Origin of the sequence: Clostridium sp. AN503 (assembly GCF_040719375.1) — a bacterium.
Lineage (GTDB): Bacteria > Bacillota > Clostridia > Lachnospirales > Lachnospiraceae > Brotaphodocola.
Map to the genome: position 1 here is coordinate 1,466,994 of NZ_JBFDTP010000001.1, position 24,596 is coordinate 1,491,589.

18 protein-coding genes and 1 riboswitch are annotated in these 24,596 nt (G+C 48.7%); of the genes, 15 read left to right on the forward strand and 3 right to left on the reverse strand.

Going from position 1 to position 24,596, the window contains the following annotated elements:
• The first annotated feature begins 4 nt into the window (after positions 1-4).
• Entirely contained in the window at positions 5-952 is a 948-nt protein-coding gene (locus AB1I67_RS06675; RefSeq protein ID WP_367029025.1) for an HD domain-containing protein, read from the forward strand.
• A 137-nt stretch (positions 953-1,089) separates the two neighbouring features.
• Here AB1I67_RS06675 and AB1I67_RS06680 read toward each other — a convergent pair whose 3' ends face one another.
• Both AB1I67_RS06680 and AB1I67_RS06685 read right to left on the reverse strand, forming a co-directional pair.
• Positions 1,090-1,545 carry a hypothetical protein gene (locus tag AB1I67_RS06680; protein WP_367029026.1) on the reverse strand — a complete coding sequence of 152 codons (456 nt, stop codon included), beginning with the start codon at positions 1,543-1,545 and terminating at the stop codon, positions 1,090-1,092.
• A 32-nt stretch (positions 1,546-1,577) separates the two neighbouring features.
• A complete protein-coding gene (locus AB1I67_RS06685) occupies positions 1,578-3,569 on the reverse strand; it encodes an FAD-dependent oxidoreductase (RefSeq protein ID WP_367029027.1) in 1,992 nt (663 codons plus the stop codon).
• Between the two features lie 205 nt (positions 3,570-3,774).
• On the opposite strand from AB1I67_RS06685, the gene AB1I67_RS06690 reads away from it, so the two are divergent.
• On the forward strand, positions 3,775-4,356 hold the full coding sequence (locus AB1I67_RS06690; protein WP_367029028.1) for a TetR/AcrR family transcriptional regulator: 582 nt from the start codon (positions 3,775-3,777) through the stop codon (positions 4,354-4,356).
• 29 nt (positions 4,357-4,385) lie between these two features.
• Here the strand turns inward: AB1I67_RS06690 and AB1I67_RS06695 are convergent, their stop codons facing one another.
• The gene (locus AB1I67_RS06695) at positions 4,386-5,042 is read right to left on the reverse strand and encodes a helix-turn-helix transcriptional regulator (protein WP_367029029.1); all 657 of its coding nucleotides are present in this window, start codon (positions 5,040-5,042) and stop codon (positions 4,386-4,388) included.
• A gap of 305 nt (positions 5,043-5,347) precedes the next feature.
• Here AB1I67_RS06695 and AB1I67_RS06700 point away from each other — a divergent pair, with 305 nt between their 5' ends.
• The 13 genes from AB1I67_RS06700 (at position 5,348) to AB1I67_RS06760 (ending at position 24,594) form a co-directional block, all read left to right on the forward strand.
• Positions 5,348-5,884 carry a DUF6323 family protein gene (locus AB1I67_RS06700; RefSeq protein ID WP_367029030.1) on the forward strand — a complete coding sequence of 179 codons (537 nt, stop codon included), beginning with the start codon at positions 5,348-5,350 and terminating at the stop codon, positions 5,882-5,884.
• Between the two features lie 113 nt (positions 5,885-5,997).
• Positions 5,998-6,732 (forward strand): DUF6179 domain-containing protein, encoded by a 735-nt coding sequence (locus tag AB1I67_RS06705; RefSeq protein ID WP_367029031.1) that lies wholly within the window; start codon positions 5,998-6,000, stop codon positions 6,730-6,732.
• 14 nt (positions 6,733-6,746) lie between these two features.
• A complete protein-coding gene (locus AB1I67_RS06710) occupies positions 6,747-7,070 on the forward strand; it encodes a hypothetical protein (RefSeq protein WP_367029032.1) in 324 nt (107 codons plus the stop codon).
• A gap of 497 nt (positions 7,071-7,567) precedes the next feature.
• Entirely contained in the window at positions 7,568-9,070 is a 1,503-nt protein-coding gene (rlmD, locus tag AB1I67_RS06715; RefSeq protein ID WP_367029033.1) for a 23S rRNA (uracil(1939)-C(5))-methyltransferase RlmD, read from the forward strand.
• Between the two features lie 57 nt (positions 9,071-9,127).
• The gene (locus AB1I67_RS06720; RefSeq protein WP_367029034.1) at positions 9,128-9,970 is read left to right on the forward strand and encodes an FRG domain-containing protein; all 843 of its coding nucleotides are present in this window, start codon (positions 9,128-9,130) and stop codon (positions 9,968-9,970) included.
• A 32-nt stretch (positions 9,971-10,002) separates the two neighbouring features.
• Positions 10,003-11,220 (forward strand): HNH endonuclease domain-containing protein, encoded by a 1,218-nt coding sequence (locus AB1I67_RS06725; protein WP_367029035.1) that lies wholly within the window; start codon positions 10,003-10,005, stop codon positions 11,218-11,220.
• 506 nt (positions 11,221-11,726) lie between these two features.
• On the forward strand, positions 11,727-13,061 hold the full coding sequence (locus AB1I67_RS06730) for an AIPR family protein (protein ID WP_367029036.1): 1,335 nt from the start codon (positions 11,727-11,729) through the stop codon (positions 13,059-13,061).
• Between the two features lie 131 nt (positions 13,062-13,192).
• Positions 13,193-14,710 (forward strand): GntR family transcriptional regulator, encoded by a 1,518-nt coding sequence (locus tag AB1I67_RS06735; RefSeq protein ID WP_367029037.1) that lies wholly within the window; start codon positions 13,193-13,195, stop codon positions 14,708-14,710.
• Positions 14,711-14,796: 86 nt separating this feature from the next.
• Positions 14,797-17,283, forward strand: a complete 2,487-nt coding sequence (locus AB1I67_RS06740; protein WP_367029038.1) for a response regulator — start codon at positions 14,797-14,799, stop codon at positions 17,281-17,283.
• Positions 17,270-19,153 (forward strand): extracellular solute-binding protein, encoded by a 1,884-nt coding sequence (locus AB1I67_RS06745; RefSeq protein ID WP_367029039.1) that lies wholly within the window; start codon positions 17,270-17,272, stop codon positions 19,151-19,153. The genes AB1I67_RS06740 and AB1I67_RS06745 overlap by 14 nt, the downstream gene beginning before the upstream one ends.
• A 218-nt stretch (positions 19,154-19,371) precedes the next feature.
• The gene (locus AB1I67_RS06750; protein WP_367029040.1) at positions 19,372-21,315 is read left to right on the forward strand and encodes a diguanylate cyclase; all 1,944 of its coding nucleotides are present in this window, start codon (positions 19,372-19,374) and stop codon (positions 21,313-21,315) included.
• An 8-nt stretch (positions 21,316-21,323) separates the two neighbouring features.
• On the forward strand, positions 21,324-23,141 hold the full coding sequence (locus AB1I67_RS06755) for a bifunctional diguanylate cyclase/phosphodiesterase (RefSeq protein WP_367029041.1): 1,818 nt from the start codon (positions 21,324-21,326) through the stop codon (positions 23,139-23,141).
• Between the two features lie 43 nt (positions 23,142-23,184).
• A riboswitch (cobalamin riboswitch) is annotated at positions 23,185-23,394 on the forward strand.
• Positions 23,395-23,649: 255 nt separating this feature from the next.
• The gene (locus tag AB1I67_RS06760; protein ID WP_367029042.1) at positions 23,650-24,594 is read left to right on the forward strand and encodes a sirohydrochlorin cobaltochelatase; all 945 of its coding nucleotides are present in this window, start codon (positions 23,650-23,652) and stop codon (positions 24,592-24,594) included.
• Positions 24,595-24,596 lie beyond the last annotated feature (2 nt).

Below are 24,596 nucleotides of genomic sequence, written 5' to 3' on the forward strand. Positions count from 1 at the left end.
GAATATGAAGTATATTGACAGCCTGCGGGAAGGCATGCGCATTTCGGAAGTATATCTGTGCAAATCCAAACAGATCGCACTGACGAAGGCGGGAAAAGAATACGGCAATCTGGTATTGCAGGACAAGACAGGCACAGTGGACGCCAAGATCTGGGACTTAGGTTCCCCGGGGGTCGGCAATTTTGAAGCGATGGATTATGTCTGCGTGGACGCGGACGTGACCGTATTCATGGGGTCCAACCAGCTGAATATCAAACGTGTCCGCAAGGCTGATGAAGGAGAATATGTCCCGGCCGACTATCTTCCGGTGTCCTCAAAGGATATCCGGCAGATGTACACAGAGTTTCTGGGGCTGATCGCCAGCGTAAAAAATCCGTATTTGAAGAAATTGCTTGAGAGTTATTTTGTGGAGGATGCGGCATTTGCAAAAGCCTTCCAGTTCCACAGCGCAGCCAAGAGCGTGCATCACGGATTCGTGGGCGGACTTCTGGAACATACGCTGAGCGTGACAAAGATGTGCGACTATTTTTCCAGGACTTACCCGCTGCTGAACCGGGATCTGCTCCTGACAGCGGCCATGTTCCATGACATTGGCAAGACGAAGGAGCTGTCCACCTTCCCGGAGAATGACTACACGGACGACGGCCAGCTTCTGGGCCATATCATCATCGGCACAGAGATGATCAGTGAACGGATCCGGACGATCCCCGGTTTCCCGGAGCGTCTTGCGACGGAGTTAAAGCACTGCATCCTGGCCCATCATGGGGAGCTGCAGTACGGATCGCCGAAAAAGCCCGCGATCTTAGAGGCGCTGGCCCTGAATTTTGCGGACAATGCGGACGCGAAGATGGAGACGATGATCGAGGTGCTGCAGGGAGCGGGAGAAAACCAGGGATGGCTGGGATATAACCGGCTGCTGGAGACCAATATCCGGAAGACCTCGGAGTGCTGAGGGCTGATTAATAGAGATCATAGGGGTCAGAATACTGAAACGTAAAAGGCAAAATAAAAGAGTATGGAATCTGAAATTTGAGTTCCATACTCTTTTTGTTGATATTATAGCCCCTTAAGAGTTTTTGTGACCGGGCCTTATTCGTTGGATGATGGGACCGGTTTTGTGATGTACTCCCGATCCAGATAGATCTGGCAGGAACCGCCATAGGCGCCTTCCGTATACTTTACCGGTTCTATGGCATGGGGAAGTCCGGCCGGAATATAGACACAGCAGGGGGATTCCAGCAGATACACATCATCCCCCAGGGTGATCCGGTACTCCACGGCTCCCTTATCCCCCAGGATCAGATACATCTCATCCCCATCATGAATGTGCGGAGTTGCCTTGGGGGCCTTTCCGCTGGCTACGATGTCTGATTGTCTTTTGGTTATCTGGAACATGGTGGGACATACCCAGGCCTTTGCTTCGGGCACCAGGTCCCCGTTCATCAACACCGGAAATCCCCTGCCGCCGATGGATCCCTCATGATCCGGAAGACTCTCTACCCACTGGATATCTTTTACGATCAGATGCTCATATTTATGACTCATTTAAAATACCACCTTTCTATCATGTCAAGCTCTTAAATATTTCTCGCGATTTCGTAAGCGTTCCATATGGCATACATAATATTATGTACCTGAGCGGAATCGCCGATGTTGTAAACCGGTTTCTTTAAATCCCTGATGCGTTCATACAGCCTGTTCTCGGACCGGTAGCCAACCGCGGAGATCACGGTATCCGCCTGGAGCGTCAGTTCTTCCTGACCCTGTGTGACGAGGACATTTGTGCCGTCAATCTCCTTTACACAGGCATTGGTCAGGACTTTTACCTCATGATATTTCATCAGGTCTGTCAGCATACTGTAGTTCATGAACGGCATGCCGTGCGGCCCGCCAAGGATCTGGGGCTGCATCTCCACCACTGTGACCTGTTTTCCCTGCTTTGCCAGCCACAAACCTGTTTCACATCCCACAAGACCTCCGCCGATCATGACAACCCTGTCTCCGGCGGACTTTCGTCCCATCAGGACATCGTCTGCAACGACTGTGTTTTTCAATGCCTCCTGCTGTAAGACAATGGGAGAAGAACCGGTTGCCGTAATGATCACGTCGGCGTCGCTGTTTCGGATATCCTGTTCTGAGAGCTCGCTGTTTAAGGATACCTGGACGTGCAGAAGCATTAGCTGGCGCTCGTACCATTTTACAAGCTCGTGATCATAGTGTTTGAAGCTTGGGATGCCGCCGGGGATCAGATTCCCGCCAAGTTTTCCGCTTTTTTCATGGAGCTGGACCTCATGGCCTCGTTCTGCCAGAACACGGGCGCTCTCGCAGCCCGCCACGCCGCCTCCGACGATCAGTATTTTCTTTTTCTCCGCTGCCGGAGAAAGGCCGTAGATATTCTCTCTGCCGCAGGCGGGATTCACTGCGCAGGAGATTGGCCCCCGGGAGATCCTTCCCAGACAGCCTTCATGACAGCCAAGACAGGGGCGGATCTCATCCAGGCGTTCTGTGCGGAGCTTTTCCGGGTATTCGGGGTCAGCCAGCAGCTGGCGTCCATATTCTACGATATCGCAGGATCTGCCCAGGGCTTCCACGGCTATGTCAGGATTCTCCATGCGGCCGGCAAGGATGATGGGGATGTCCACTTCTTTCTTGAGGATCTCGCCAAACGGGCGGTACATCCCTTCTTCTTCAAAATACATGGGCGGATGGTTCCAATACCAGGAGTCATAAGTTCCGGCGTCAACATTGAGCGCGTCATAGCCGGCCGCTTCCAGGATCTTCGCCGCAGCGATGCCTTCTTCAATATCCCGGCCCGCTTCCTCATAAACTTCCCCGGGCAGGCCGCCCTGGCGGAGGGCCTTCATGCAGCTTTTCAGGCTGAAACGCAGAGACACCGGAAAATCATTCCCGCACGCCTTTTTGATCCCTTTGACAATATCGGTGGCAAAGCGGAGACGGTTCTCAAGGCTGCCCCCGTATTCATCCGTTCTGTGGTTGTAGATGGCGATCGCAAACTGGTCAAGGAGATATCCCTCGTGTACCGCATGGATCTCAACCCCGTCAAATCCTGCCCGCCTGGCGATCATGGCGCCTTTTACGAAATCCGTGGTATACTGTTTTATTTCTTCTATTGACATCTCACGGTGCTGCAGGGAAGGATCGAAACGGTTTCCCTGGGCAGAAGGGGCAATATAGTTTTTGACCATACCCGGCATCGTGCTGCGCCCGGCATTGGCTGTCATCTGCAAAAAGATCTTAGCCCCGTATGCATGGATCTGCTCATTCATCTGATTCCCGTTGTGTACAAACGCACTGGGGTTCTTTGTCACACATGGCAGGCCTGGAGAGCCAATCCCTTCCACGTCTACATTCACCGTAGTGACGCCGGTGATGATCAGCCCGATGCCTCCCCTTGCGCGCTCTACATAATAATCCTGTAAACGCTGATTATAGGCATAATGCGGGTCTGCGTAACCGATCGGGCCCATTGGCGCCATAGCCATCCTGTTCTTGAGCTTCAGCTTTCCAATGTGGGCCGGCTCAAAAAGAGCCGAATACTTCTCCTCCATTTCTCAACCTCCTTTTTAAATAACAATGTTCGCCGAACAATGTTCTGTAAACACAGTGTAGCATTTGAGCTTATCCTTGTCAACCTTCTTGAGAATTTTTATGAAAGAATGTTTATGAAGAAAAATATAATTTTAAAATCTTTTGATAGTCTTTATCAAATGCGCTATAATAGCGGTATCTATAAAGTTCAGAAAGAGTGAGAATATGACGAAACGAGCAGAGCAGGCAATATCAACCAAACGGAAGCTTCTGTATACTGCCTACCAGATCATACGTGAAGACGGATATCCTGCATTGACCATACGGAAGCTTTGCCAGAAGAGCGGTGTCTCTACAGGCGCCTTTTACCATCACTACACATCCAAGGAGGATTTGATCACACAGGGTTTCATGTCTTACGATGAGGAGCTTAAGGAAGAACTTGAGCATTCCACAGAGGCAGATCCGCTGAAGATGATACTCCATATCATCCTCAGCCTGACAAGATATGTATTTGATAACGGTTCCGGTTTTGCCAAGGAGCTGTACATTTCTCAGCTCTCGATCGAAAATAATTACATCACAAAAAAAGAACGCCCATATTATCAGGCCGTTCTGAATTATGTAAAGCAGGCGCAGAAGGAGGGCCGTCTGGATGCTTCTGCAGATGCTGAAGAAGTGACAGGACATCTGCTTCGCATCGGACGAGGGACGATCCTTGACTGGTGCCTGCACGATTACGGGTATGATCTGATGAAACAGGCGGAGAGCGACCTGCGTCTGACCCTAAGCCTTTTTGCCAAATAAAATGGCCGCTGCGTCCAGCACAGGTGCAGTCAGTTCATATCACGGCTCCTGCGCTTGATGATGACGACGTCAATGACCGTACAGAACACAATATAAAACAGCCAGCACAACCCAAATGTGACGTAAGAATTCCCCAGGCCCGGAAGCGGTGAGATCCTGCCTGTAAAACCACCCAGCAGTCCATCCAGGATATTGAAGCAGCAAGACAAGGGCATCAGCGTCAGCAGCCATACATTGATCAGAGCAAACAGCGTTCTGGCGCGTTTTCTGTTCCGGAAGCCGGCCATCTGGCCCACTGCAAAGGTCATAGTGCCGACCGCCATGACAGTAAGCCCTGCAAATACAGAATAAGCTATCTGCCGATCCATCCAGATGGTGATTGCTTCAATCAATCCGATCGCGTTGATGGTTGTTCCGATAACTGAGAATAACAGGGCGTCCCGCCGGAGCCTGGTATCTTCCTGGTTTTTTGTCTCGTTTTCCTTCGGTTCCGTTCCCTTTAAAAGATAATCCGCCGTGGTATTAAAGTATTCACTCAGCAGAATGATCTTTTCAATATCCGGAGAACTCTGACTGCTCTCCCATTTAGAAACAGCCTGCCGAGAAACGCCGATCTTATCTGCAAGTTCTTCCTGCGATATCCCTCTTGATTTTCGTAAGTATTGTATCCTGTCTGCCAGATTCATTACAGACACCTCCTTGATTTGATAATCCCATGTTAACAGAAAATGCAGTTTCCATGCTACCATCCGGGCATTGCAATCTGTCAACCAGTGGTTGCAGGGGCTCTAAACCTCTGTATATTAACAAAACAGGTCCATTTTTGAGTAGTAGGGAAATATTGGAAAACGGCACGGTCAGTTCTGACCATGCCGCATATATTGTGCTTTCCACTGTCTATACTATACCACAAAAATGCCCAAAATACAAGGCTGGTAAAAGATTTGCGGGCGTGCTATAATCAGTCTTCCAATTGAGAAGGAGGACGTATATGGGAGAGAAAAACTGGATGGAACTGCTGGTTTTGCAGGGGCAGACCGCCGCGCTGCTCAAGACGAATGCTTTTACACAGAAGTACGGTCTGGAGCTGAGTGAAGCGGACACGCGGCTGCTGGTCTCCGAGCGCAGAAACAGTCTGAAGCAGGAGCGCAGAGTGGAATTCGGCGAGGGGATACTGCCAAAGCTGGTCTATGCATTCTGCGATTCGGCCTACATCAGCCAGGACACGTATGTGGATACGCTGGCCCGTCTGCAGGAGATATTTTACCTGTATAAAAATGAAACGATGGATGAGGTGACAGATGATGAGCTGATCACATTTATGAAGGAGCAGTTCGAGAGTATATGCTCCGGCGATCTGGACTATCTGGAGGGTACCTGCCTGGATATCTTTGCCCAGGCCATCCGCGCCGGATACCGCGGCTATGAAGGCTCCGGCGGGCGTGGCGAGTATGCACAGTTTGACGAGGTGAAACGGTGGGACCGGGAATTGTACCTGGAAGCGCTGCGGGAGCTGTGCTGGGAGTAATGGGAAGAAAAAAGGTGCAGGAGATCACAAGGAAGTACAGTTTCGGATCGCTGGAAAATCAGGAGATACAGAAGCAAAGTTTTAAATAACAGAAAATCGGAGGGCGGGAAGATATGTACGAGAATCATAGGGGAAGCTGTGAGGAGAGCAGGGAACCGAATGAAAACAGCGGGAATGCAGATCGTGAAAAGGGTGAAAGCGATGCAGCGTACCCGTCAGAGGCGTTGGTGGAGCTGGTAGCGGAGTTAGCGGGGAAATATACAGGCGGAGACAGCAGTTCCATCACCTACGAAAAAGCACAGCAGTTCATGGAAGCAGTGAGGTACTGTATTCGTGAGTGTGACGGGTGGGTGGAGCCGGATTGGGATCGAGGCCGGGAGTTCGATCGGGATCCCGATCAAGATTCCGATGCAGTTTCCGGAGCAGTGAGGAGAATGCCGGAACGTAATGCGGGCGCCCGGGAAGCGTATGAGCGGGGGTATCAGATCGTTCTAAGGAAAACGGCCAGGCTGCGGGACATCTATCATGGCCTTATCCAGAATTTTGATGCATATGGAAACCGTTGTCTGGAGGAGACAGTGACATGCGGCCTGCCGGGTTTTTTACAGTGGTATGATGCGCGGTTCAATCCCCAGGAGACCATATTGACGCTGGATTATCCGATCCTTAAGGATCTTAGCGACCTTTTTGGGATTGACGCGGTGCTGGAGTACGGGAGATGCATTGCCTGGGAGCAGGCATTTCTCCGAAGCTTTGACCGGGAATGGGTACGGCGCAGCCTGACGGCATATTCTGGTGATCCTTCTGGCATGATCGAGAATCTCCAGCGTTTTCGCTGCCGGATCTGATCGGACATGTGGTGTTGAAAAAACCGCTGAAAGAGATTGGATATTCGCAGGAGGAGTACCAGATCCTTGCAGATGGATTTGCCGGGGTAATGAAGGGACGCTGGGAGAAATGGAGGGAAAATAAGGAGTCAAGAGAGGGCAGTTCAGTGACCGGAAGTTCGACGCTTGAAAGATATCTGCAATACATTTGTGATAGATTGTTTACTGGTGTATTTTCCGGTAACGCAGCAGAAAAACGCGCGGCTGAACAATATATCTGCGGGGCCATACCCGACATTGCGGCACGGATCAAAAACGGTATTACATATGGTTGCCTGGATCAGGTGTTCCGGGTGTAGGTAAAGCAGGGAGCAGGGTCGGATGCAGCAGGAAATTATATAACAGGAGACCGTAGAAAGGGACTGTTGTAAAAATCGGTATCTTAATTAAACCGGTTCTTGCAACAGTCCCTTTCAGGAGGTATCTGTATGTTGTATGGTGTATATGTAAAACGTTCTGGGGGAACGTATTTTTGTTAGACGAACCCGGCAACGGTTGCGCGCTGTTTGCCGCCAGGCTCTATTTATGGTAAGTATCATAACGAACTGCTATGTTCATTACTGTGATGCATCCCCAAGATGTCTTTCTTGTCTGTCCTGCATCATGGTTATATCATACCGGAGAAATGTGTCCAAAGTTTGAGGAGTTTCTAAAGGATTTGGAAAAATTGGGAAGAAAATATAACTTTTTTTTGACATTCTCTTAAGAACTGGGAAATCGCGTCTGTTCGATTTGCTGCGTAGATGGTATACTTGATAAATAGAATGAAACATGCATAGTGCTGGAGGAAAAAGTAATGGACTGGAAGAAGAATGATATTTTTCAGGTGAAAATAGAAGATATGAGCGACACCGGGGAGGGCATCGGCAAGACCGACGGCTTTACCTGGTTTATAAAGGATGCGGTGATCGGCGATGTGGTGGAAGCAAAGGTGATGAAGACCAAGAAATCCTACGGTTTTGCCCGTATGATGCAGGTGCTCATGCCCTCGCCCTGCCGGGTAGAACCTCGCTGTCCGGTAGCCCGCCAGTGCGGCGGCTGCCAGTTGCAGGCTATGGATTATAAGGAGCAGCTCCGGTTTAAGGAAAATAAGGTGAAAAATAATCTGATGCGGATCGGCGGGGTGACGGATCTGGTGTTGGTGGATGAGAATGGGGAGCCGCGGGATGGCGAACTGCGGGAAGTTATTCAGGACAGTTCCCGGGAGACCGATGCGAAGGCTATGGGGAACAAAGAAAGTATGCGTGGGATCCCGATGTATCCGATAATCGGCATGGATGATCCGTGGCGTTACCGCAATAAGGCCCAGTTCCCATTTGGCAGGAACCGGGACGGCAGGACGATCACCGGATTCTATGCAGGCCGGACTCATGCGATTATTGAGAGTGAGGACTGCCTGCTTGGGGTGGAAGAAAATAAGGTGATTTTGCAATGTATCCGGGAGCATATGGAGAAGTATGGGATGCTGCCATATGATGAGGAAAATCATACGGGGCTGGTGCGCCATGTGTTGATCCGGAAGGGGTTTAGGACCGGGGAACTGATGGTGTGTCTGGTGCTGAATGGAAATGTGGGGCAGTTGAAGGCGGCGGATGTGCTGGTGGAGCGGCTGGTTGGGTTGTTTGGCGCGGAGACGGAATGCCGTATGATGAGCGTTTCCTGCAGCATCAACCGGGAGAGGACTAATGTGATCATGGGTAAAGAGATCGTGGATCTATACGGTCCAGGATATATTACGGATTATATTGGAAATGTACAGTACCGGATCTCACCGCTGTCCTTCTATCAGGTAAACCCGGTTCAGACGGAGAAGCTTTATGGGACGGCGCTTCAGTATGCCGGCCTGACCGGCGGCGAGGTGGTTTGGGATCTGTACTGCGGTATCGGTACTATTTCCCTGTTCCTGGCCCAGAAGGCGAAAAAGGTCTATGGTGTGGAGATTGTACCCCAGGCGATTGAGGATGCCCGCGCCAATGCCGCGTTGAATGGCATGGATAATGTAGAGTTTTTCGTGGGTAAGGCGGAGGAGGTGCTTCCGGAGCAGTATGAAAAGCATCAGGTTTATGCCGATGTCATCGTGGTGGACCCGCCGCGGAAAGGCTGTGATAAGGTGTGTTTGGATACGATCGTGAAGATGGCTCCGAAGCGGGTGGTGTATGTGAGCTGCGATTCGGCTACGTTGGCCAGAGATGTGAAGTATTTGAGGGAGAGAGGGTATGAGTTGGAGAAGGTGCGGTGCTGTGATATGTTTGGGATGTCAACACACTGCGAGGTCTGCGTCGAATTGATGAGGAAATAAAATGTAAATATTATAAAAAGAGAAATTTCATGAAGTTTTAGCAGGAGAGGAGCTATAATGGATAATAAGTACACATTTTGCATGAAGACAATTTATACATGGCAGGAATGCAATACATTATTGCATGACAGATTGGGATGGGTATTTAGAGGACAATCCAATAGTGATTGGAAATTGCAGACCTCATTGGAAAGAAAAATAAGTGAAAAAAATGACGAATGTTTAGATATTAGAGAAATTATACTTAAAGAAAATGAAATAATAGATAAATTTAAGCGGCGGGCATTTAACTATATTAGAAATCTGCCAGCTGATGGAGATTTGTTAGAATGGTTATCATTAATGCAGCATCATGGTGCGCCAACCAGATTATTGGATTTTTCATACTCGTATTATATAGCATTATATTTTGCAACTCATGGCGCTACAAAAGACTCAGCTTTATACTGTATAAATAAAAAAATTATCGATGAGATTAACAAGAACGATGATAGGTTTAAACAGAATTTATCAACTGATAATGAGATACATAGCTTCTGTAATATGGTTTTAAAAGAGCAAACTATGAGTCCGTCGGTTATGTTAATAGAGCCATACTATATGCATGAAAGACTTTTCCGACAACAAGGATTGTTTGCCATACCGTTTGAAGGACGACAAAGTTTTGAGTATAATCTTTCATTAACTGAGGATCGTTTCAGAAAAGATTTGCCGGAGTTTTATTGTTTAGATAACGAAGGTATTTCAAGTGAATTGATTAATCAAAAATGTATACTAATGAAGATAATAATACCGAAATCGATTCATAATGATATAAGGCATGAATTGAAACTAATGAATATTACAAGTGAAACACTATTTCCAGGGATTGACGGTATGGCGATGGCATTAGGTGATTAGAATTGAATACTGTCAGAAACAGGAGGACGCTCATGACACAATTTGACCCGATCCCAACCACATACCCTCTAACCATAAGCAATAAATACCACAGTACCCTGGATCTGGAGGGGTTTTCCCACATGATGAAGGACCCGTCCTACTGCTACAAATTCTACTGGCTGGAAGCCATCGTTCAGTTGATCTCCGAAGGTGTGACGGAGACAACTTTTGATGCAGTCATAGATGAAATGATCTGCAACGCATGGTACTCCGTCCGGGAATTCCACATCCACTTAAGCGGCCTTCCGGTGACCGGTGAGGTCAAGGACGGCTTGGAACGGGCGGTACTCCGTCTTACGGAGCTGAGTGAGCTGCCTGCCAATGCGTCTAAAGTGGAAATTAAAAACGCGATTCAGATACATAATTTAGAACTGAAGGACGCGAAAGAACAGTTGACTAACATGGTCCCTTATCGTGCGCTGGCAGGCTTCTTTTTAAAATCAGATATAAAAGCCGACTGGAACAGTATAAAACGCATGACGGCATATATTGAGTGGATCAACCGTGATGTGGTCCTGCTGCCTTATACATTGGGGACTGGGAGCAAGCTAAATAAGGAAATATATTTCCAGCCGGAATGGATCAAAATGATACAGAATCATACCGTATCGATTTTGGGCTGGATTCAGTTTGAAAAGGTGAAGTGGCTGCAGAACAACAATCCGGAGGTACCGGGACTGGTGTACAAGCTGGCTCCCATGGATGAAAAGATGCGCAAGTTGAATCATGTCCGGAAGCTTTGGGAGGGGATTCTTGATTTGCGGGAAGTGCGGGATGTGTTTACAGAGAAGCCGGTAGTCTCCAGACATTATGATGTGGACCATTTTATTCCATGGTCATTTGTAATGAATGATGAGCTATGGAACCTGATGCCGATGGATTCCTCTCTGAATTCCTCCAAGAGCAACCGCCTCCCGTATTGGGAGCCGTATTTTAAACGCTTCGCAGGAAACCAGTATCTGCTTTATGAACTGATCCATGAAAAAGCGGGGATCCGGAAATTATATGAGGACTGTTATCGCGACAATCTCCATTCTTTGTGGGCCGGGCAGGAGTTGTACCGCAAAGGCAACAGCAGGGAGGAGTTTTGCCTTATTTTACAGAAAAATATGCAGCCAGTGTATGATTCGGCAAGGCGGCAGGGGTATGAGATTTGGAACTCAACTTGTACAGAGGAGAAAACATTATGGGGAAATACGACATTTTAGTAAACATATTAGATAATTTAAGATATGAAGCGCCACCGCAATACCGGCGGTATTATCCTTCGGAGGATGAACGGGAAAGGCTGGACAACGCCAGATCCAGGGCATTTATTCATCTGTTTTTAAAGGTTCAATATGGTTTGGTGGAGTTTAACGAACGGGAAAATTATATTACAGATGATGGATATGACGGTGGAATTGATGCATATTTCATTGATAGAGAACAGAAGCAGGTGACCTTCATTCAGTCAAAATTCCGAACCAATCAGCAAAATTTTGAACAGAAAAAAATCGAACTGGATGAGATTCTGTGCATGGATATGGGACGGATTCTGGAAGGGGAATCAAAGGATGAAGAGGGGCATGAGTACAATGGCAAGATACTTGCTATGAAGCAAAAGATAAGTGTGATTGAGGATATCGCCAGATACAGATATCGGGTAGTACTGCTGGCTAATTTGAAGGAATACCGGAGATCAGAACTGGTAAGGCTGACTGGCGGATACCCGGTGGAAGTATTTGACCATGCCAGGTGTTATAAGGAACTGGTATTTCCTGTGGTAACCGGATCGTATTTTGATGCGGATGAAATACGGATTCGCCTGTCTCTGGCAAATAAGGAGGGAAATGAGGGCAGGATCGGGTACTATGTGGAGACCAAGCATGCAGACTGCAAGATCACGGTGGTATTTGTGCCGGTTATAGAGCTTGCAAAAGTAGTTGATAAGTATAAAAATTCCATTTTAAAATATAATCCGCGATGTTATCTGAGTCTGAAAGGAAACCAGGTGAATCCTAAAATTAAAAAAACTATTGTAGAGAGAGAAACGAATGAATTTGCCCTTTATAATAATGGTATAACTATTTTATCGGATGATACCCAGTGCAATGCGCAGATAGGAATTAAAGATTCAGCTCAGCTTATTGTTACGAATCCACAGATTATCAATGGCGGTCAGACAGCATTTACGCTTGCACAGATTTACAGGGAATTCCCGGAGAATCCAGAGTTGTTTGAGAATAAAGAGGTGCTGGTAAAAGTAATTACGGTAATTCCGGGGGATAATTCAAAGGAAGAGCGGTTAAAGCTGATCGAGGAACTTTCCAGGGCGACCAATGAGCAATCTCAGGTTAAAGAGGCAGACCGCAGATCCAATGATGAAATACAGGTGTACCTGCAGGAAAAAATATTTGAAGATTTTGGGTATTTTTATGATCGAAAAAGCGGAGAATTTCATGACGGATTATCAATGAACTATATTAACAAGGAACAGATTATTGACCGTTCGGTTTTTCTGCGGGTAGTGGCCAGTGTGACAGGTGATGCGTCAAAGGCAAGGAAAACAGGAGATGAATATTTGTTCCGGTGGGAGAGCTTCCATGAACTTATACAAGACAAATCGATGTATAAAAAATATATGTACGGTTATTTTTGCCATCAGTTTTTGGAAAAGTTAGGGAAGACATATGATAAAATGCCGAACAATCGTTACGGGACAGCTTCTTACGGCAATGCATTGCGCTATGGCAAATATGCCGTGGTTTGTGTAGCCAGCCGGACCTTTGAGCCGGATTTTGATTTGGCGGATTACCAGTCTTATGCCGAATATTATACGGCACAAGCATTAAAACAGTGGCTGGCATTTGAGAAAGCAATAAGTAAAAAGCCTCAGAACTCCTCCTATTTTTATGCAGAAGAAGAGGACGGTAAAACAGATTTTTACTATAATTACGATGGATATTATAAAGGGAAAACGATAAACAACGATTTAAAGCAATATGGTTTTCATTTTGACGCCGTTTCTGTGGTTGAGGCAGCAGGAACAGAGGACAGATGTAAATAAATAGATTGCTTATCTAGTTATCATCCATTATAATAATTCTGTATAGGTACCAAGTTGGCACACCTGCATCATGCGGAAATACGAACCAGGCAGCCACACAAATCAAAAGGCCACATAAATCAGGAGGCCACATGAAAAATGACATTGTACTTTATAAAAGAATCTATCAACTGCTAAGAAATCAAATTGAGTGCGGCTTACTTCCGGTAGGCAAAAGCATTCCGTCCCGGGCCGAGCTGTGCAAAGAATTTCAGGTGTCGGAAAAAACGGTGCGCCGGGTGCTGGAGGAGCTGCTCGAAGACGGGCTGATTGAAGTGAGCCAGAGAAAACGCCCGATTGTTAAAAGCGCCATACCGGGTGACAAAAACTGTGAATCAGAACACCTGCAGGGCGCCACAGATGCATTAAATGACATTATCCATACCGGGCGTCTGTTTTGCTATCCGGTGATCGTACAGGGAGTTGCACTGTGTGAGAAAGAGGACTGGGAGATACCGGCAGCCATTATAGCAAGGATGGACCCGGACAATGGTACGGAGTTCTGGCGTCTTTCCCATAGCTTCTGGAGGTTCTTTGTGACCCGGAATTGTAATGACCTGATCCTGCGGGCGGTTGACAGCCTGGGTTTTTTTAATATAGAACCGCTGCCGTGTTCTTTGAGGCTGCGGAAGGCTTATATGCAGGGGCTTCGGGATTTTGTTCAGGCGGCAGCCGGAGAGGGGGGAGGAGTACAGGCTTTAATGGAGATATTTTCCGGCCTGTATGGTCCTGGCGGTAGTATCAACGGGGTTGAAAATCATTACAGGATCATGCCGGATGCGCAGATCCCTGCCAGGCTGTGCGGGCTGGAACAAAGCCTGCGCAGCGTGGAGGAACGGTATTCCCGGGTGTATATGAGTCTTGTGGGGCTGATCACCATTGGGCGTTACGGGCCAGGTGACCGGCTGCCGAGCCACAAAGAGCTGCAAAAGATGTACGATGTCAGCAGCGATACTACCGCAAAGGCAATTCGGGTTTTGAGGGAGTGGGGAGTGGTCACGACGAAACGGGGGGACGGTATCTATGTTTCCATGGATTTAGATACCCTTAAGAACGTAAAAATCTCTCCTGATATGATCGGCTGTCATCTGCGGAGGTTTTTGGACAGCCTGGAACTTCTGACTTTAACGGTTGACCGGGTCGTTGAACATACGGCCGCTTTGATCCCGGCAGATAAAGCAGAAGAATTATTGCAGAAACTGCAGCGGTTCTGGAACGAGGAATATCTGTACCAGCTTACGCCCATGACACTGTTGGAATTTATTACGGACTATATTCCATATTCCTCGTTGAAGGAGATCTACCAGGTTGTTTCTAAGAACTATCATATAGGACGCTGCATCCCCAAGCTGGTCTCTTACCATAAGACGGCAGAGAATTATATGATCCAAAGCCAGGCCGTAGAAGCGGTGGAGTGCCTGATCCGGGGGGATGGAGCAGGCTTTTCTAAAAAAGCCTCAGCGATGTTTCGGTTTGTGCACAAAAAGGTCATACTGGAGTGTGAAAATCTGGGGTATATGGAGATTGCAGATAAGGTATATGACGGAACGATCCTATGGAAAAAGACATATTTTCTCTCAATGGCGGATACGCCACGTTTATGGAGTTGAGAATGCAGATGGGAAATGTAAATATGAAAAAATATTTGATGAAATTTTGGAAAAGAATTCTTATAGCAGGTTTTGGAATCATCGTAATGATCATTCTTATCTTTGATGTCATGCTGATCCGTCAGACTACATATGAGGAAGGCTCGCAGCACCTGGATGAGTTATCCAGGCAGATCGCCTCGTCCATAGAGAAACAGTCCCGCGGTCAGTGGAATATGTTGGATGTGCTGTATCAGTGTTTTATAGAATCAGGGGAAGACTGGTCGGCGGTGAGCAGTTATATTCAGCAGAAGAAAGAGGATTTTGGATTTGACTCTTTATGTCTGGTGGATGAGGACGCGATGTACTATGACAGGGAGAGGTCTGTTTCGCTCCTTTCCAGCAAAGAGGTCACCACGAAGCTGCTTACGGACAGGCAGCCCATTATATTGGATAATATGCTGTCGGAGGAAGACAGGCTTATATTTCTTATCCCTATAGACAGCGAGACCATTGGCGGGAAAAAGATCTGTGCTCTGGGCATAACCTACAACAGCCGGAATCTTTTTGATGTGCTGGATATCCAGGCGTTTGACGGAAATGCAATGATGTACATCATCCACCGGGACGGGGTTGTTCTCTTCCGCACCAGCCAGGAGAATGCTATCACCGGTTATAATATGATAAACAGCCTTGAGAAAGACAGGTTCGTGCAGGGATCCATTGGGGAACTGCGGGACAATATCCGCAGCGGGAGACAGGAACTGATGACTGTGCACCTTACGGATAAAGAGTATTATTTGAATCATACGCCGGTAGGAGTGGATGACTGGCAGCTTGTCACAATGGTGCCGGTTGAAGTGGTCAGCGGCCGGTTGATGCATTCGGCAATGGTTACTTCTGTGTGCATATTCCTGATCGGAGCGCTGGTGGTGATTGCCTATGTCCTGCTCTATTCAGATTCGGCAAAGAAAATCCTCAGGGCAGAGGAGGCGGCGCGAAAGGCGGCGGAAAACGCTAACCGCTCTAAAAGCCAGTTTCTATCCAATATGTCCCACGATATACGGACTCCGATGAATGCCATTATCGGTATGACCAGGATAGCCAGAGAGCACATAAATGAACCAGATAAGCTTAAAGACTGCCTGAAGAAAATAGATCTGTCCGGCCGTCTGCTGGTGGGCCTGATCAATGATATTCTGGATATGTCCAAGATTGAAAGCGGCAAAATGGTTTTGAACTATGATACCGCATCCCTGGTGGAGCTGATGCAGAATCTGGTGAGCATTACCCAGCCTGCAGTCCATGGGAAAAATCAGATATTTAATATCCGGCTCCATCATATCCGGCATGAGCGGCTGATGTTTGATGCACTCCGCATGAACCAGGTGCTGATCAATCTGTTGGGAAATGCCGTGAAATTCACGCCGGAGGGAGGACATATCAGCCTGGACGTGACAGAAGAACCGTCAGATAAAGAAGGCGCTGTTCATCTTGTGTTCAAAGTGGCGGACACCGGTATCGGCATATCCAGGGAGTTTCAGGAGCATCTGTTTACTTCCTTCACCAGAGAACGGGACAGCAGGATCGATAAAATCGAGGGAAGCGGCCTGGGCCTGGCTATCACAAAGATGATCGTGACCATGATGGAGGGTACGATCTCCGTGGAGAGCGAGCCGGGCAGAGGAAGCATATTTACGGTGGAGCTGGATCTTTTGACTGCCGGAGCACCTGAGGAGATGAAGCTGCCGTCCATCCGCGTATTGGTGGCTGATGACGATCCCGATACCTGCTATTCGGCGGCGGGTTATTTGCGGGAGCTGGGTGCAGCGGTAGATATTGCATTTGGTGGTAAAGAGGCAGTTGAAAAGGCAAAGGAGGCAGCCAAGAACGGCGAAGATTATAATATTATCTTTCTGGACTGGCGGATGCCGGATCTGGAAGGTACGAATACAGCCAGAGAGATCCGGGAGATTGTGGGTGAGGAAGTTCCGATCCTCATCATCAGCGCTTACGACTGGTCCGGCATAGAAGTGGAGGCGGGCCAAGCCGGCATTAACGGATTTATCCAAAAGCCGTTTTTCAAGTCAACCCTCTACCACAACATCCATAAGCACTATTTACATAGTGGGCTGGAACAGACGCCGGCGGAACTGGAATGGGATGTTCTTTTGGGGAAACGGCTTCTGCTGGTAGATGACAATGAAATAAACCTGGAGATTGCCCAGGAGATCCTGAGCAATCTGGGTGCTGCGGTGGAAACTGCACGTAACGGACAGGAGGCTGTAGGTCGTTTTGCACATTCACCAGTGGGCTATTATGACATGATATTTATGGACATACAGATGCCGGTCATGAATGGATATGAGGCAACAAAAGCCATCCGGCGGCTGGAACGGGAGGATGCGGGTCAGGTACTGGTATTTGCTATGACAGCCGATGCGTTCGCCGATGATATTGTGCAGGCAAAACGTGTAGGGATGAATGCGCATTTTGCAAAGCCTCTGGACATTAATCTTATGATGAAAGAAATCAGGAAATTTGAAATGCGCGGTCCGCAGCGCAGAAAAGAGGCAGAACATGATGAAACATAAAAAGGGATTTTCTGCAGCCATGTGCGCATGTCTGCTGGCTATGCTGGGGGTGCTCGCGGGCTGCTCCGCGCAGGAAGCCAGGTTCGATGAAGACATGCTGGGAGTGCCGCGAGCGGAAGCTGACAGGATGACCATAACGATCACCTGTAATTCCACACTGGATCATTTTGCGGCGGAGGTGGAGGCGAGGTTTCCCGGGATCAGACTGGTGCAGGACTGCTATACAGGGCAGTACCGGATCAGCGAACATATTGCCCGTATAGAGCATGATGATTTCGGGGACATCATCATGGTGAAAGCGGGACATATTCCGAAAATCGATCTGTCAGGCTGCCTGGCAGATCTGTCCTCACAGGTTTTTCCTGGCAACTTTAATGCCAATATCCTTCAGGCAGATGAGGACGGTCATATCAGGCTTATTCCGGGGCCTTTGAGTTTTAACTGTAATATTTACAATAAAACATTATTCGAGGAAAATAACTGGACAGTCCCCGGAAGTTATGAGGAGTTTCTGGAGCTATGCCAGGATATTGACAAGACTGGCATCCGGGCCTTTAGAAATTCTTATTTTGACTCTGCATCACAGAGCTATCGGGTCTATCAGTACAGTGTCTTTTCTGCTCTGGACACACTGACGCAGGTGGAGGGACAGATCTGGCACAATCAGCTCATGGCGGGAGAACCGGTTTCCTTAGAACCTATGGAAACTGCTTTCCGGGATTTGCGCCGCATGATAGACATAGGGGCAGTCCGGCCGGAAGACTTGGATGTTCCGTTCAGCAGGAATTTAGATGCAATGTTAAGCCGGCAGGTTGCCATAGGGAGCGGAGAGATCGAACACATCCAGAAGCTGAATGAAAGCGGGACGGATGAATTCTGCTTTATGCCGCACTTCAGCATGACGGATGGTCAGGGATGGCTATTGAATCTCGGGTATTTTTTTGGCGTCAATGATAAACTGGAACAGCCGGGCAATGAGTCAAAACTGAAGGCCGTTATGGAAATAATGAGTTTTATCGCTTCAGAAGAAGGTCAGAAGCTTTTGATGGAGGATGAGCTCGGCATGATGCCGTCCACGGTCGGGGCAGGGATTCCGGATGATCCGGTTTTAGGTCAAATCTGTATGCAGATCGAGAGCGGACGATACATCATGCGTCCTACTTACGACATGTTCTCTTCTGTCCTGGAGACTGAGATTGGGGCATTTATCCGGGGCGAGACGGACAGTAAGGCGATATTGGATAAATGCAGCCGGGTCCTGGAGCAGGGAGCATTGCCTGCGGAGGCGGTCGGGGAGGCAAAAGAGGATTACACGGTCGTACAGACCGGATGCTTAAAAGCGGATGCCCTGCGAGCTGCGACCGGCGCTGATATTGCCTTGATCGGGATATCAGAGGTGAATGGCTATGATCCTTATGGGGGAATCCGGACCAGGCTTTACAAGGGCGCGGTCACAGAAGATGACATAACCCGTATTACTCAGGTCAGGATGGATATGCCGCTTATGAGTATGAGCGTTTCTGTGACCGGGGATGAATTGCTGGCGCTGTTAGAATATGGGGCGACGTCGGCAAAAGAGCAGCAGGATGGCGGGCCGGGACGGTTTCATCCATTTGCTGTATCGGGCATAAGGCTTACCTACTGTCTGGACCGCGAGGAAGGAAGCCGGGTTTCAGATGTGACCATGGAGGATGGCAGTAAATTTCGTAAAGACGGCAGGTATACCATCTCCTATATCGGAGGGGCATTTCCGCAGGGGAGAGTGAACGGGACAGAAACCGGGATTACGATGACAGACGCTTTCCGGGAGTATATCAGGGCAGAAAAATTGGTTGCTCCGGATAGTAAGCGTATGAGAATCATACATTAGGCCAGGATCAGCGGGACAACGACCGCTAACAGGCTGATTCCGGGCGTTCTCATGCAGGTTTTTTGTATGAAATGCGCAGAAAAACCACAGATTATTGATAGTAATATAAAAAGACATATGATACAATAGAAATAATATTATCATGAATCTGAAGCAGAATAGTATTATGCGTAGGGGCCGGGACAGCGGCCCCTGTTCTGGCAAAGGGGAGACCAGGTATGAAAAAAGCCGTTACGGTCCGATTGTGCATTGTCATTGTGGTCAGTATGATAGCTACGGCTGTTTTGAGTTATTATCTCCAGATAAAATCCGCAAGAGAGGTCATGTTTTCCAATGCAGAGCTCAGGATCAACCAGGTGAAGGAGATCCTTGAGAACAACGACGCAGGGATAGAAAAACTGAGAGGGAACCTGCAGGATGATTATTTCATCCGGGCGAAGGCGGCGGCTTATATTGTACAGAACCAGCCCGAGGTCGTGGGGGATCTGGAGGAGACCAGGAAGATCGCCGCTCTGCTGAGAGTGGATGAACTTCATTTTTTTGATACGGAAGGCAGGCTGTTTGCCGGTACAGAGCCGAAGTATTTTGATTATACATTCCATTCGGGGGAACAGATGCAGTTTTTTCTTCCGATGCTGGAGGATACTTCGCTCCAGCTCTGCCAGGAGGTTACCCCTAATACGGCGGAGAGCAAGCTAATGCAGTATATTGCTGTCTGGCGGGAGGATCATAAGGCGATCGTGCAGATCGGTATGGAGCCGGTGCGTCTTTTGGAGGCCATGAAGAAGAACGAGTTGTCTCATATTTTCAGTCTGATGACAACGGAGGAAGGGATCACGATCTTTGCATTGGATATGGAGACGGGAACCATAGCGGGAGCTACGGACAATGCAATCCTGGGTATGAGCGCCGGGGATCTGGGCCTGGACTTAAAAAGTCCCAGGCTGCAGGACGGGAAACAGAGCACGGAGATCGTCCTGAGGGGGGAAAAGAATTACTGCGTCACGGAAGCGATGAACCATATCCTGATCGGTGTCAGCGGTACCTACGATAAGCTTTATCAGAATGTCCCTGCCAATATGGGGCTGATCATTTTTAGCCTGAGCTTTCTTTCTCTGATCGTGATCTTTTTGATCCTGCGTATGCTGGATAAACTTATGATACAGGGGATCTACGGGATCATCGGCGGAACGAAGCGGATTGCCTCGGGGGATCTGGATTACCGGGTGGAGATAGAGCACACTCCGGAATTCGCCATGCTCAGCAGCAATTTAAACCATATGGTGGAAAGCCTCCTGGAGACCACGGGCAAGCTTTCTCTGGTGTTTGAGAGCGTGGACATACCGGTAGCGGTTTATGAGTACAACCAGGATATGAGACGTGTTATGGCAACCAGCAAGGCCGGAGAGATCCTGAATATGGGGCCGGAGGAGCTGAAGATCGTGCTGGCGGACCGGGAACGTTTCTCGGCAAAGATTGAGGAGATCTGCGGGCGGGCGTATGCACCGGAACGGGATGTGTATCTGATCGGGAATGAGGAGAAGCCGGACCGGTATGTAAAGATCAAGTCTTATGAGGAAGAGCACAGAACTCTGGGGATCCTTGTAGATGTGACAGCGGAGATCCTGGAAAAACAGAAGATCGAGTGGGAACGGGATGTGGATCTTCTTACCAGGTTATTTACCCGGCGAGCCCTGTTTAGCAGGCTGGATGCCCTGCTTCAGGAACCGGAGGAGATGAAGACGGCAGCGCTTCTGATGACAGATCTGGACAATCTAAAATATGTCAATGACCATTGGGGGCATGCGTTTGGAGACAGGCTGCTTAAAACTGTGGCCAGGCTGCTGATGGACTGTGAGGCGCCGAACAAACTGGCGGCCAGACTGAGCGGGGATGAGTTTGTGCTGGTCATTTACGGTGCGGATTCCCAGGCGGAGATAGAGGGGTATCTGAAGGATCTCCAGAAACGCATACAGAAGGCGGAGCTTGTGACGCCTGACGGGGAACATATCAGAGTGAGCCTGTCCGGAGGATATCTGTTCTATCCGGAATATACGGGCAGCAGCCGGGAACTTTTAAAGATGGCGGACACAGCCATGTATCAGGTGAAGAAAACTACAAAGGGGGAGTTCTCCAGATACCGGGAGGCAGATGGAAACTGAGATTACTGATGATGAAGAAAAAGAAGATGCTGCAGTTGTATACGGTCATGTGGCTGGTAGCCATCCTTGTTTTGTTTGCTCTGCTCATACAGACTGCGGGTGACGCGCGGATCATCAACTACAGCGGGATCGTGAGGGGGGCCACGCAGAAGCTGGTGAAGGAGGAATTGAACGGACAGCAGGATGATGAGCTGATCGCCAGGCTGGACGGGATCATCAGCAACCTGCAGACCGGTAAAGGGGAATATAAACTGGCCAGAAGCAGGAGCAGGACATATCAGGTTCAGCTGGCAGAGCTTAAACTGGTGTGGGAGGATATCAAGGAAGATATCGGGCTTATACGGGACGGGGAAAATGTGGAGGATCAGCTTTATGAGCTGAGCCAGCGGCATTTTGAGCTGGCGGACCGGCTTGTGATGTGTGCGGAGCGGGATTCCAACAACCGGCTGATCCGGTTCAGCCTGCTCTATGGAGTCAGTCTGGCCCTGTCGGTGACGGTTTTTTCAACTCAGATCCAACGTCATCAGAGGGAGCAGGAGATCCTGTTGTCTGAGGACAAGCTGACGGGGCTTTATAACCGCTATGGTTTCGAGGAGGCGGCGGCAGATCGTTTGCGCCGCAAAGATAAACGCAGGTACATGATCGTGGAATTTGATATAGATAAGTTTAAATCGATCAACAATACCTGCGGTTATGTGGCAGGGGACTCTTTGCTCCAGGCAGTGGCGGAGGCGGTCAGAGATTTGGAGGAGGATGCCATCTGTGCAAGGATAAACGCTGATGATTTTGTGATTTTGATGGAGCAGAAGGAGAATGCGCTGCCCCGTCTGCAAAGCGCGCTTGAGGATGTGGTGCGGGAGCAGGGGATTCTGGAATCCTTTGGCAGTCTGAGTTTTACCTATGGCGCATACAAGCTGGAGGAGGAAGGGGAACTGATCAAGACGGTCATGGATAAGGCCAATACAGCACATAAGACGGCCAAGGCCCAGGAAAACCAGCCAGTTATATGGTACGATGAACAATTGCTGCAGAAGCTTAAGCTGGAAAACCAGTACAGGGAGCAGATGCACCACGGCATTGTAGCTGAGGAGTTTAAACTATACCTTCAGCCCAAGATCGATCTGTCCAATATGCAGGTATATGGCGCTGAATCCCTGGTGCGGTGGGATCTGCAGGGACATGGCCTGGTATATCCTGATTCATTTATACCGCTGTTTGAAAAGGACGGCACGATTGTGGATCTGGATTTTTATATGCTCGAGAAAACCTGCCGTTTTTTAGAGCGCTGGCTGGCGGAAGGGAGAAAACCCCTGGCGGTTTCTGTTAATTTCTCACGGGTGACGTTATACCAGAAGCAATTTTATGAACATTTCCTGGAGATTGTAGACAGGTACCACATCCCACATGAATTTATAGAGGTGGAGATTACGGAGAGCGCATTCAACGAGATCACGGATGCAGTGCTCCGGGTGCTGACCAGCATAAAAAATGCGGGATTTAATATTTCCATGGATGATTTCGGTGCGGGATACTCCAACTTAAACGTGCTGAGCAGGCTTCCGATCCAGGTTATCAAGCTGGACCGGGAATTCCTGTGGGAGATGGCATACAGCGAACATGTCAGGGGAATCGTATCCTGTGTGGTGACTCTGGCCCATACTATGGATACCCGCGTTGTCTGTGAGGGCGTGGAACAGTCGATGCATGTTGATTTTCTCAAGGAAGTCGGCTGTGATTACGCGCAGGGTTATTACTTTTCCAAGCCCATAGAGGAAACGGAGTTTATTAAACGATACCCTGATTTTGGAGGAAGTGATAAGAGATAAAAAGATTGCAAATTATTCCATGTAATGGTAGGATATAGAACATATCGAGTTAAGAGCAGCCGGTGCCGCTGTCCGCAGTCCGCGTGGCAGGGGGTAAAAGGGAAACAGGTGGGAAACCTGTACGATCTCGTCACTGTAAGTAAGGAGCGTATGGCGATTGTCAAAGACAGTCACTGGTCCAGGCCGGACCGGGAAGGCGGTCATACGTGATGATATACAAGTCAGGAAACCTGCCGTCTGTTGGTACAGGAATAACACTTCCAGATCACGAGCAATTGGTTGTGCCGGTCTGCAGCGTTTTGGCCGCAGGTTTCTGACTCAGACAGCAGAGGTTTTTCATATATGGGAAGTTGGATGTTTTGGCGTTCGCGTTCTATACGAGTGCGCTGGCCCGGGCTTACTTTCTCCTGTGCAGGCTGCCTGTTTGAGGTTTCATCAGATCTGAGCATTCCTTTACCGTATTTTAATCGATAATAAGATTATATACCGGGGAGGTAAGAAAGATGAAATGGAACAGACGGGCTGCTTTTTTGTGTCTGCGGCGTTAGCTGTATCAATAGTTGGAGGATGCTCCAGCAAAGGGAAGGAGGCTGCGGCGGATGAAGAGAACTATGACACCGGAGACGCATCCTTGGACAATGCAAGAAATCAGGACGGGATCGGGGAAAATGAGCTTTTAGTGGTGAGCTTTGGCACCAGCTACAATGACAACAGGCGTCTTACCATCGGCGCCATCGAAGAAGCAATGGAGAAAGCATTTCCGGAATATGATGTAAGGCGTGGATTTACCAGTCAGATCATCATCGATCATGTGAAATCCCGGGATAAGATCTCCATCGACAATGTGGGGGAGGCTCTTGACCGGGCGGCGGACAACGGTGTGAAAAAACTGGTGATCCAGCCTACGCACCTGATGAACGGCCTGGAGTACATGGATCTTGTGAATGAGGCTGCCGAGTATTCGGATGCGTTTGAGAAAATTGCGGTGGGAGAGCCGCTTCTGACCACGGATGAGGATTTTAAAACGGTCATGGAAGCGATCACAAGGGCCACTGCAGAGTATGATGACGGGGAAACTGCGATCTGCTTTATGGGTCACGGAACCGAGGCGGATTCAAATCAGGTGTATGCGAAGCTGCAGGAAATGCTGGCAGCCGCAGGTCATGAGAACTATTTTGTGGGGACCGTGGAGGCGGAGCCAACTCTTTTGGATGTTATGGAGAAAGTACAGGCCGGGGCCTATAAGCGGGTAGTCTTAGAACCGCTTATGATCGTTGCCGGAGACCATGCCAACAATGATATGGCTGGGGATGAGGAAGGTTCCTGGAAAAAATCCTTTGAGGACGCTGGTTACCAGGTGGTCTGCCTGGTAAACGGGCTGGGGGAGATGGAGGAGATCCAGCAGCTTTTAGTAGAACATGCCCAGGCGGCGATGGACAGCCTGACAAAGTAGAT

Coding starts and splice junctions, on each gene's coding strand:
- AB1I67_RS06675 (WP_367029025.1), top strand. CDS start 5: ATGAAGTATATTGACAGCCTGCGGGAAGGCATGCGCATTTCGGAAGTA.
- AB1I67_RS06700 (WP_367029030.1), top strand. CDS start 5,348: ATGGGAGAGAAAAACTGGATGGAACTGCTGGTTTTGCAGGGGCAGACC.
- AB1I67_RS06750 (WP_367029040.1), top strand. CDS start 19,372: ATGAAAAAAGCCGTTACGGTCCGATTGTGCATTGTCATTGTGGTCAGT.
- AB1I67_RS06735 (WP_367029037.1), top strand. CDS start 13,193: ATGAAAAATGACATTGTACTTTATAAAAGAATCTATCAACTGCTAAGA.
- AB1I67_RS06690 (WP_367029028.1), top strand. CDS start 3,775: ATGACGAAACGAGCAGAGCAGGCAATATCAACCAAACGGAAGCTTCTG.
- AB1I67_RS06760 (WP_367029042.1), top strand. CDS start 23,650: ATGGAACAGACGGGCTGCTTTTTTGTGTCTGCGGCGTTAGCTGTATCA.
- AB1I67_RS06720 (WP_367029034.1), top strand. CDS start 9,128: ATGGATAATAAGTACACATTTTGCATGAAGACAATTTATACATGGCAG.
- AB1I67_RS06745 (WP_367029039.1), top strand. CDS start 17,270: ATGATGAAACATAAAAAGGGATTTTCTGCAGCCATGTGCGCATGTCTG.
- AB1I67_RS06725 (WP_367029035.1), top strand. CDS start 10,003: ATGACACAATTTGACCCGATCCCAACCACATACCCTCTAACCATAAGC.
- AB1I67_RS06755 (WP_367029041.1), top strand. CDS start 21,324: ATGATGAAGAAAAAGAAGATGCTGCAGTTGTATACGGTCATGTGGCTG.
- AB1I67_RS06705 (WP_367029031.1), top strand. CDS start 5,998: ATGTACGAGAATCATAGGGGAAGCTGTGAGGAGAGCAGGGAACCGAAT.
- AB1I67_RS06695 (WP_367029029.1), bottom strand. CDS start 5,042: ATGAATCTGGCAGACAGGATACAATACTTACGAAAATCAAGAGGGATA.
- AB1I67_RS06680 (WP_367029026.1), bottom strand. CDS start 1,545: ATGAGTCATAAATATGAGCATCTGATCGTAAAAGATATCCAGTGGGTA.
- AB1I67_RS06740 (WP_367029038.1), top strand. CDS start 14,797: ATGATCATTCTTATCTTTGATGTCATGCTGATCCGTCAGACTACATAT.
- rlmD (WP_367029033.1), top strand. CDS start 7,568: ATGGACTGGAAGAAGAATGATATTTTTCAGGTGAAAATAGAAGATATG.
- AB1I67_RS06685 (WP_367029027.1), bottom strand. CDS start 3,569: ATGGAGGAGAAGTATTCGGCTCTTTTTGAGCCGGCCCACATTGGAAAG.